Source organism: Intestinibacter sp. (assembly GCF_022780145.1).
Classification (GTDB): Bacteria; Bacillota; Clostridia; order Peptostreptococcales; family Peptostreptococcaceae; genus Intestinibacter.
In genome coordinates this window covers 1-9,364 of record NZ_JALEXO010000085.1, presented here as the reverse complement: position 1 = coordinate 9,364, position 9,364 = coordinate 1, and the positions used below count along the sequence as shown (strand labels likewise).

The window sequence follows — 9,364 nt, the reverse complement described above, 5'->3', positions numbered from 1 at the left end:
CCTTCTGGAGATAAAATTGAATAAATGGAATTATCTAACATATAAACTCTATCAGATACACTAAGACCTAGAGCACCGCCGCTGCCTCCTTCTCCTGTTATTATAGATATTACAGGAGTTTTTAATCTGCTCATTTCCATTAAATTTTGTGCAATTGCCTGTCCTTGTCCTCTTTCTTCTGCTCCGATTCCACAAAACGCTCCTGGAGTATCGACAAAGCATATAACAGGTCTATTAAATTTTTCGGCTTGCTTCATAAGTCTCAAGGCTTTCCTATATCCCTCTGGATGTACCATTCCAAAATTAGCATCTAGATTTTCCTTTACATTTTTTCCTTTATTTACACCGATTACAGTTACATTTATTCCATCTATTGATGCAATACCTCCTACGATAGCTCCATCATCTCTGAAATTTCTATCTCCATGTAGCTCTACAAACTCGTCAAAAATATTTTCTATATAAAATTTAGCATTTGGTCTATCCTTGTGTCTTGCTATTTCAACAATATCCCATGCTTTTAATTCTTTGCTATTCATAATTATCACCACCTATAGCATATAATTTATATAACTACTATTTTTCTTCTGTTATACCATGTAATCTCAATAACTTTGATAAATAGTCTTTTAAATTTTTTCTACTTACTATATCGTCTACAAATCCCTTTTCTAGCATAAATTCTGCACTTTGAAAATCATCTGGTAACTTTTGGTTTATAGTATTTTCGATTACTCTTCTACCTGCAAACCCTAAAGTAGCTCCTGGTTCAGCGATTATCACATCTCCAAGCATTGCAAAGCTTGCAGTAACTCCACCTGTAGTAGGATTTGTTATTACGCTTACATATAAAAGACCTGCTTCATCGTGTTTGGCTATAGCTGCTGAAGTTTTTGCCATTTGCATAAGAGATAAAATTCCCTCTTGCATTCTAGCCCCCCCAGATGCTGTAAAGATAATAAGTGGTAGCTTGTTTGCTGTTGCGTATTCTACGGTTCTAGTTATTCTCTCTCCAACTGCACATCCCATGCTTCCCATCAAAAATTTGCTGTCCATTATAGCAGCTGCTACTTTTTTTGAATCTATTTTTCCAGTACCACATAGCACACCTTCTGATAAATTTGATTTTTCTTTTACTTTATTTAATTTTTCTTCGTATCTAGGAAAATCTAGTGGATTTGTAGCTTCGATTTCCTCAAACATTGGCACGAAGCTACCTTCATCAAAGATTTGTTTTACTCTTTCATCTGATGAAATATTAAAATGATAGTTACAAGTTGGGCATACATGATAGTCATTTTCAAGATCTTCTAAATAGATTATACTCTTACATTTTTTGCAATTGACCCATTTTCCATTTGGTATATTTGGAGTAAATTCTTTATCATCTAGTGGCTTGCTACTTACTGTTATGTACTCTTGTTTTCTAAATAAATTCTTAAGCATTATCTCTCACCAACTTTTCTTCTATAAATGATGTGTCGTAATTTCCCTTTACAAAATCCTTGTTATTTAATATATCGTATTGAAAATCTATATTTGTCTTAACTCCTCCAATTGCAAACTCTCCTAGAGCTCTCTTCATCTTGATTATAGCTTCATCTCTAGTAGCTCCGTATGTAATCATCTTTCCTATCATAGAATCGTAATATGGAGGAATTTCATATCCTGCGTAAATTGCACTGTCTACTCTAACTCCTGGTCCTGATGGTATATATAATTCTTCTATCAAGCCTGGGCAAGGTCTAAAATTATTGTCTGGATCTTCTGCATTTATTCTACATTCTATAGCATTTCCACTTATATATATGTCGTCTTGGATTAAATCAAGTCTCATTCCTGATGCTATTTTTATTTGTTCCTTTACTATATCTACCCCTGTTATCATTTCAGTTATAGGGTGTTCTACTTGAATTCTAGTATTCATTTCCATAAAGTAGAAATTGCAATCTTTATCTACAAGAAATTCTATAGTTCCAGCATTTTTGTAGTCGACTGCCTTTGCTGCACGTTTCGCGATTTCACCCATTTTTTCTCTAGTTTCTGGATTTAAAAAAGTAGATGGTGCTTCTTCTAGAACCTTTTGGTTGTTTCTTTGAAGAGAACATTCTCTCTCACCTAGATGAATTACATTACTAAATTCATCGGCTAGAATTTGAAATTCTATATGTCTAGGCTTTTCTATAAATTTTTCTATATAAACTCTGTCATCTGAAAAACAAGCCTTAGCTTCTAATTTTGCAGCGTTGTAGTTGTGTTCAAATTCGCCTTCTTCTCTGACTATTCTGATTCCCTTTCCACCGCCTCCAGCTGCAGCCTTTACCATAACAGGAAATCCTATTTCTTTTGCTATTTCTAGAGCATGACTTGCTGAAGTTATTTCGCCTTCGTATCCTGGCACTACAGGGACACCTGCTTTTTTCATAACCTCTCTAGCCTTAGCCTTATCTCCCATAAGCTCTATAACTCTGTAGTCAGGGCCTATGTATTTTATATTGCATTCCTCACACATTTTTGCAAACTTAGGATTTTCAGATAAAAATCCAAAGCCTGGGTGTATACCTTCACACCCTGTAAGAACACATGCACTAAGTATATTAGTCATATTTAAATAGCTGTCCTTGCTTTGTGGACCTCCTACACAAACAGCTTCATCGGCCATTTGTGTATGAAGTGCGTATTTATCTGCCTCTGAATAAATTGCAACTGTACTTATTCCAAGCTCTCTACATGCTCTTATTATTCTGACTGCTATTTCGCCTCTATTTGCTATTAAAATTTTTTTTAGCATTTCAATCACCTACCCAATTGCAAACATTATTTCACCTTGGCAAACTAATTTTCCATCTACAGTAGCTTTTCCTGTTCCTACCCCGATAGATCCTTTTAATTTTGTTATTTCTATTTCTAGGTCTAATTTATCCCCAGGTATAACTTGTTTTTTCCATTTAACCTTGTTTGCCCCTACTAAAAATCCTATTTTTCCTTTGAATTCTTCCATTGAAAGTATACATATCGCGCCCATTTGAGCTAAGGCTTCAAGAATTAAAACACCTGGCATAACTGGATATTCAGGAAAATGCCCATTGAAAAATGGTTCATTTATTGTTACATTTTTATATCCCTTGGCACTTTTTCCTTCTACTACTTCTTCTACTCTATCTATCATTAAAAAAGGATATCTATGTGGTAAAATATCTCTTATTTCTTTAACTCCTAACATATTCTTCTCCTTCTCTATACTCTTTTTACTTTAAATAATTTTTGTCCGTATTCAACCATTTTTGCATCTTCACATACTACACTCACTATTTCACAGTCAAATTCAGCTGTTATTTCATTCATAAGCTTCATCGCTTCAACTATGCAAACTATATCTCCCTTGTGAACTACATCTCCTTCCTTTACGAAAGGCTCTGCATCTGGTGATGATTTAGAATAAAAAGTACCTACTATTGGAGATTTAATAAATTCAACACCCTTTTCTTTTGTTTTGTCATCTACGACTGTTTCTTCAGCTTTTGATGTAAATACAACTGGTTCACCACTTGTATTTACTGTATTTACAGCTTCACTATTTTTATTTAAATTGTTTATTTCACTATTATCTATTTTATTAGATACATAATTTCTAGATATGCTTTTATCTATTTTTATATATCCGTCTTTGTTTTCTATTTCAAAATAAGCTAATTTAGAATTATCTATCATTGTTATTAGCTCTTTTACTTCTTCAAAATTCATGATGACCTCCAATTAATCCCACTTCTTAAATAATAGACAAGCATTATGTCCGCCAAATCCTAGAGAGTTATTAAGAGCATATTTTAATTCTGCACTTCTTCCTTGATTTGGTACATAATCTAAATCTAGCTCTTCTTCGCTTTCTGTATAACCTATAGTTGGAGGTATAAATCCTTCTTGTAGCGCTTTTACACATGCTATTGATTCCACTCCACCTGCTGCTCCTAATAAATGTCCTACCATAGATTTAGTTGAAGATATTGGAATATTTTTAGCGTCTTCCTTGAAGGCATTCTTTATAGCTCTAGTTTCGTATAAATCGTTGTAGTAAGTTGATGTACCATGTGCATTTATATAAGAAACATTGCTTATTTCTATACCAGCTTCTTTTACGGCATTTTCCATAGCCTTTGCAGCTGATACTGCTTCTGGTGATGGAGAAGTTATATGGTATGCATCGCAAGTTGAACCGTATCCAACTATTTCAGCTAGTATTTTAGCACCTCTCTTTTGTGCATGTTCTAAGCTTTCGATTACTAGAATTCCAGCACCTTCACCCATTACAAATCCGCCTCTGTCTTTGTCAAATGGAGTTGATGCCTTAGTAGGATCTTCACTAGTAGATAATGCTCTCATATTTGCAAATCCTGCGATTGCAATTGGTGTGATAGATGATTCACATCCTCCAGTTATTGCTATATCTGCATAACCGTGTTTGATATGTCTATAAGCGTCTCCTATGTTGTTTGTAGCTGTTGCACATGCAGTTACTGCTGATGTACACATTCCTCTTGCTCCAAATTTAATTGCTATGTTTGCAGCTGCTGCATTTATTATAGTCATCGGTATGTACATTGGAGAAATTCTCTTTACTCCTTTTTTGTGTAGAGTATCGAATTCTTTTTCATGAGTGTGGAACCCACCGATACCTGAACCTACTATAACTGCAAATCTTTCTTTATCTATAGAATCTAAATCAAGGTTTGCATTTTGTACTGCTTCCATACTTGCGATTAAAGCATATTGAGTAAATCTATCTAATCTTCTACACTCTTTTTTGTCTAAGAATTTAGTTAAATCTAAATCCTTTACTTCACCAGCAACTTTAACCTCTAAGCCTTCTGTATCTATTGATTTTATAGTATCTATTCCTAATTTTCCTTGTTTTGCATTATTCCAAAATTCATCTGCTGTATTACCTATTGGTGTTACAGCTCCCATCCCTGTTATAACTACTCTATTTTCCATATTAGTCCTCCTAACCTTCTCACTATTACATAGCCATTCCGCCGTCGACATGTATTACTTGACCTGTTATGTAATTTGAATTATCACTAGCTAAAAACACTGCTGTATTAGCTATGTCTTCTACACTTCCAAATCTATTTAGTGGAACTTGTGATAATATGTTTTTCTTTTGATCTTCGTTTAAAACTCTTGTCATATCTGTATCTATAAATCCTGGTGCTATAGCATTTACTGTTATACCTCTGCTTCCGATTTCTCTTGCAAGAGATTTAGTCATTCCTATAAGCCCGGCCTTTGATGCACAGTAGTTAACTTGTCCTGGATTTCCAACTACACCTACTACAGATGACATATTTACTATTTTTCCTGATCTTTGTTTTAGCATTATTGGTGTAACTGCTTTTAGACAGTTAAATGCACCTTTTAGGTTGACCTTTATTACGCTGTCAAAATCTTCTTCCTTCATTCTTATTAAAAGATTGTCCTTTGTTATACCAGCGTTGTTTACTAATATATCTACTTTTCCAAATTCTTTTTTTGCTTCTTTTATAAGATGTTCAGCCTCTTTTAATTCGCTTACATCCGCCTTTACTACTAATGTTTTTGAACCTAAAGCATCTAATTCTTCTTTGACCTTTAGAGCTTCCTCTTCATTATTTCTATAATTTATAACTATATTTGCACCTTCTTTAGCAAATTTTATAGCTATTTCCTTTCCTATTCCTCTTGAAGCACCTGTTATTACAGCGCATTTATCCTTTAACATAAAATTCCTCCATTTCATAAAAACACAACTTCATTAAATATCATTTATAAATTTTACTCTGAGATAGTTATCTCTAAAGCCATTATAAACTCAAGCTAGATATTGTATTTTCTAGTGAATCAATATCTTCAACATTGTATATCTTGGCGTTTTTGTCTATTTTCTTAACAAATCCACTTAATGTCTTGCCTGGACCAACTTCCACAAAAGTATCTACTCCTCTATCAAGTAAGTCTCTTATGCTTTTTTCAAATAAAACTGGTGACATTATTTGTTGTCTAAGCAATTCCTTTACATCGTCGCCTTTTTCAAATGGAGCTCCTTTTACATTTGAATAAGCTATTTTTTCAAAATCATTTATTTCTGCTTTTTTTAATTCTTCATAAAATTCGTAGCTAGCATCCTTGTACATTGAGCTGTGAAAAGGTCCACTTACCTTTAGAGGTAGCACTCTTCCGCCTAGCTCTTTTGCTATTTTGACACTTGCTTTTATGGCACTTACTTCACCAGATATAACTGTTTGACCTGGGCAATTGTAGTTAGCTCCTTCAACTAATCCAACTTCATTTGCTTTTTTTATTAGTTCCTCTACTTTGTCTGGAGTTAATTTTAATACAGCAGCCATAGTTCCTTTGTCTGGGCTTATAGCACTGTCCATTATTTCAGCTCTTTTCTTAATTAATCTAATACCATCTTCAAAGCTCAAAGCACCAGCATCCATCAAAGCTCCATACTCACCTAATGAAAGTCCTAAAGTATACTTAGCAGAAATTCCTCTAAGTTCTACTGCTTTAGCACATGCAATTGAAGTAAGTAGTATTGCAGGCTGAGAATATTTAGTTCTTTTTAGATCCTCTTCATTACCATCGAAAATCATATCCTTCATAGGCATGTCTAGTATTTCGTCGCCCATATCAAATATTTTTTTACATTCATCTATATTTTCATATAAACTTTTCCCCATGCCTACGTATTGAGCTCCTTGTCCAGGGAAAAGAAATGCCATATTTTCTATCATAAAAGTCCTCCACTTATTCACTTAAATAATTAATCATTCCCATAGTTTATTTACAATTAAATTTCTATTATCTATTCATACATTTATCAAATTCTGCAACTAATTCTTCGATTATTTCCTTGCAGCTTTGTTCCTTTTTAACAAGCCCTGCTATTTGACCTGCCATAACACTTCCATTTTCTGTATCTCCATCTACAACTGCCTTTCTCAAAGCACCTCTAGTTAATTCCTCTAATTGATCAGAGTTTGGATTTGTTTTTTCTATTTTTAAATACTCTCTAGTAAGCTTATTTCTTAAAACTCTTACTGGATGTGAAGTAGATGTTCCTGTAACTTCTGTCTCTATATCCTTAGCCTTTAAAACTTTTTCTTTGTATTTAGGGTGAACTGTACATTCATTTGAAACTAAGAAACGAGTTCCCATTTGAACACCTACAGCTCCTAGCATAAATGCTGCAGCTATTCCTCTACCATCACCGATTCCTCCAGCTGCTATAACTGGTATATTCACTGCATCTACTACTTGTGGTACTAAGCTCATTGTAGTAGTTTGACCTATATGTCCACCTGATTCCATTCCTTCAGCTATAACTGCATCTGCTCCGAATTTTTCCATTCTCTTTGCAATTGCTACTGATGGAACTACTGGGATTACTTTGATTCCGTTATTTTTCCACATTTCTATATATTGTGCTGGGCTTCCTGCTCCTGTAGTTACTACTGATACGTTTTCTTCACATACTAATTTAGCTATTTCACCAGCATTTTCTTGCATAAGCATTACATTTACGCCAAATGGTTTATCAGTTAGAGATTTTGCCTTTCTTATTTGTTCTCTAACAACCTCTGTTGGTCCAACTCCTGTGATTATTCCTAAACCTCCAGCTTCACTGACACCTACTGCAAGAGAAGCATCGGCAATCCACGCCATACCTCCTTGTATGATAGGGTATTTTATATTTAATAATTCTGTTATTTTATTGCCTTTCATAATTCCTTCTAAATCCTCTCTTTGATTTATCTCGGTTTTCCTATATTTGAATAAATCTAACTAATTTCTTAGTTAGATTTATTCTTGAGATTTATAAAATTTTAATTTTGTCACAATCGCTTTTAATTTGCTTATTATTTTGCAGCAACCTTTTCTTCTATGTATGTAACTAAATCTTGAACTGATTTTAGATTTTCAGCATCGTCTATTTCTATATCGAATTCTTCTTCTAATTCAGTTACTAATTCGAATACATCTAAAGAATCTATTTCTAAAGATTTAAAAGTACTGTCTAATTTTATATCATCTTTTTCTAAAGATAAACTTTCTACCATCATTTCTTGTATTTTTTCAAACATAATTTTTTCCTCCATTTTTCCTGTTCATTATTTTTTAATCTTAGTAAATCTTTTATCCCTTTTTATTTTTATTTATTTAAAATTAATCTTTGATTAATTATTTTGTCCATTCAATCAAGCAAGCTCCTGAAGTAAGCCCTGCTCCAAATCCAACTGCAATTATTTTATCTCCCTTTTTAAGCAAGCTTTTTTCCTCTATCTCGCTTATTGCAATAGGAATAGATGCAGCTGAAGTATTTCCATATTCATGTATATTTATATAAAATTTATCCATAGAGATATCTAACTTTTTAGCTGCAAACTGAATAATTCTCTCATTTGCTTGATGTGGCACTATATAATCGATATCGTCTAAAATTAAATTATTTTTCTTCAAAATTTCTTTTATAAGCTTAACTATTGTAACTGTGGCGAATTTAAATATTTCTCCGCCGTTCATTTGTAGGTAATGATTTATGCTACTTACTTCGTCTACATATGGATTATTTATATCCCTAGCTCCGATAGTAAGATTTTCCCATTTTGCTCCTTTTGAGTTACAAATAACATCTATAATTCCTTCATTTTGATCTAAAGATAAAACAGCAGCTCCTGCCCCATCTCCAAATAATACGCAAGTAGATCTATCCTTCCAATCTAATGTCTTTGATAGAGTCTCAGCTCCTATTACAAGTGATTTTTTTATATTATTTTGCTTCATCATTGATTTAGCAACGTTAATTCCATAAATAAATCCTGAGCATGCAGCACTTAAGTCAAACGCAAAAGCATTTTTAGCTCCTATGTTTTTTTGAACTATACATGCTGTAGCAGGTGTAAACATATCTGGTGTACATGTTGCTACAATTATTAAATCTATATCTAATGCATCTATATTTGCATTTTCTAACGCATTTAAAGCAGCCTTTGAAGCTATATCTGATGTATTTTCTCCTGTAGTAATATGTCTTTGTTTTATGCCGGTTCTTGAAGTTATACACTCGTCGTTAGTATCGACAATTTGACATAGCATTTCATTAGTAACGACTTTAGATGGTATAGATTTTCCAACCCCAGCTATAACTACATTATCCATCTGCCCCTCCTTTTGAAATTTATTTTTAGGTTTTTAAAATATTTATTAATAAAATATTTTGATATTTAAAACTTATCACTATCAAAATATATTATAATTAAAACAAAAAGTCAACAATATTTTCCGAAAAAATAAATTTTTCTTTATTTAAAACGGTTTCTAT

General features: G+C 33.0%; 11 protein-coding genes. All 11 read right to left on the bottom strand.

The features are described from left to right. Window positions 1-539 (bottom strand): carboxyl transferase domain-containing protein (locus MR593_RS03145; protein ID WP_290686843.1); only part of this gene is annotated, 539 nt, incomplete at its 3' end. A 37-nt stretch (window positions 540-576) separates the two neighbouring features. After that, window positions 577-1,446, bottom strand: coding sequence for an acetyl-CoA carboxylase, carboxyltransferase subunit beta (accD, locus tag MR593_RS03140; RefSeq protein WP_290686841.1), 870 nt, complete (start codon window positions 1,444-1,446; stop codon window positions 577-579). Beyond that, complete coding sequence (locus MR593_RS03135) at window positions 1,439-2,791, bottom strand: acetyl-CoA carboxylase biotin carboxylase subunit (RefSeq protein WP_290686840.1); 1,353 nt, start codon at window positions 2,789-2,791, stop codon at window positions 1,439-1,441. The genes accD and MR593_RS03135 overlap by 8 nt, the downstream gene beginning before the upstream one ends. A 9-nt stretch (window positions 2,792-2,800) precedes the next feature. Next, window positions 2,801-3,223, bottom strand: a complete 423-nt coding sequence (gene fabZ / locus MR593_RS03130; protein WP_290686839.1) for a 3-hydroxyacyl-ACP dehydratase FabZ — start codon at window positions 3,221-3,223, stop codon at window positions 2,801-2,803. A gap of 14 nt (window positions 3,224-3,237) precedes the next feature. Next, window positions 3,238-3,744, bottom strand: coding sequence for an acetyl-CoA carboxylase biotin carboxyl carrier protein (accB, locus tag MR593_RS03125; RefSeq protein ID WP_290686838.1), 507 nt, complete (start codon window positions 3,742-3,744; stop codon window positions 3,238-3,240). A 12-nt stretch (window positions 3,745-3,756) separates the two neighbouring features. After that, the gene (gene fabF / locus MR593_RS03120; RefSeq protein ID WP_290686836.1) at window positions 3,757-4,992 is read right to left on the bottom strand and encodes a beta-ketoacyl-ACP synthase II; all 1,236 of its coding nucleotides are present in this window, start codon (window positions 4,990-4,992) and stop codon (window positions 3,757-3,759) included. Between the two features lie 25 nt (window positions 4,993-5,017). Then, entirely contained in the window at window positions 5,018-5,758 is a 741-nt protein-coding gene (gene fabG / locus MR593_RS03115; protein ID WP_290686834.1) for a 3-oxoacyl-[acyl-carrier-protein] reductase, read from the bottom strand. A gap of 82 nt (window positions 5,759-5,840) precedes the next feature. Continuing rightward, window positions 5,841-6,776: an ACP S-malonyltransferase gene (gene fabD, locus MR593_RS03110; protein ID WP_290686832.1), complete on the bottom strand. Its 936-nt coding sequence runs from the start codon at window positions 6,774-6,776 to the stop codon at window positions 5,841-5,843. A gap of 67 nt (window positions 6,777-6,843) precedes the next feature. After that, window positions 6,844-7,767 carry an enoyl-[acyl-carrier-protein] reductase FabK gene (gene fabK / locus MR593_RS03105; RefSeq protein ID WP_290686830.1) on the bottom strand — a complete coding sequence of 308 codons (924 nt, stop codon included), beginning with the start codon at window positions 7,765-7,767 and terminating at the stop codon, window positions 6,844-6,846. A 134-nt stretch (window positions 7,768-7,901) separates the two neighbouring features. Further along, the gene (locus MR593_RS03100) at window positions 7,902-8,141 is read right to left on the bottom strand and encodes an acyl carrier protein (protein ID WP_290686829.1); all 240 of its coding nucleotides are present in this window, start codon (window positions 8,139-8,141) and stop codon (window positions 7,902-7,904) included. 82 nt (window positions 8,142-8,223) lie between these two features. Beyond that, a complete protein-coding gene (locus MR593_RS03095; protein ID WP_290686827.1) occupies window positions 8,224-9,201 on the bottom strand; it encodes a beta-ketoacyl-ACP synthase III in 978 nt (325 codons plus the stop codon). Window positions 9,202-9,364: the final 163 nt, after the last annotated feature.

Excerpts from the sequence above, each read along its gene's own strand:
- MR593_RS03135 (WP_290686840.1), bottom strand. The coding sequence starts at position 2,791 with ATGCTAAAAAAAATTTTAATAGCAAATAGAGGCGAAATAGCAGTCAGA.
- MR593_RS03095 (WP_290686827.1), bottom strand. The coding sequence starts at position 9,201 with ATGGATAATGTAGTTATAGCTGGGGTTGGAAAATCTATACCATCTAAA.
- accD (WP_290686841.1), bottom strand. The coding sequence starts at position 1,446 with ATGCTTAAGAATTTATTTAGAAAACAAGAGTACATAACAGTAAGTAGC.
- MR593_RS03100 (WP_290686829.1), bottom strand. The coding sequence starts at position 8,141 with ATGGAGGAAAAAATTATGTTTGAAAAAATACAAGAAATGATGGTAGAA.
- fabK (WP_290686830.1), bottom strand. The coding sequence starts at position 7,767 with ATGAAAGGCAATAAAATAACAGAATTATTAAATATAAAATACCCTATC.
- fabF (WP_290686836.1), bottom strand. The coding sequence starts at position 4,992 with ATGGAAAATAGAGTAGTTATAACAGGGATGGGAGCTGTAACACCAATA.
- fabD (WP_290686832.1), bottom strand. The coding sequence starts at position 6,776 with ATGATAGAAAATATGGCATTTCTTTTCCCTGGACAAGGAGCTCAATAC.
- fabZ (WP_290686839.1), bottom strand. The coding sequence starts at position 3,223 with ATGTTAGGAGTTAAAGAAATAAGAGATATTTTACCACATAGATATCCT.
- accB (WP_290686838.1), bottom strand. The coding sequence starts at position 3,744 with ATGAATTTTGAAGAAGTAAAAGAGCTAATAACAATGATAGATAATTCT.
- fabG (WP_290686834.1), bottom strand. The coding sequence starts at position 5,758 with ATGTTAAAGGATAAATGCGCTGTAATAACAGGTGCTTCAAGAGGAATA.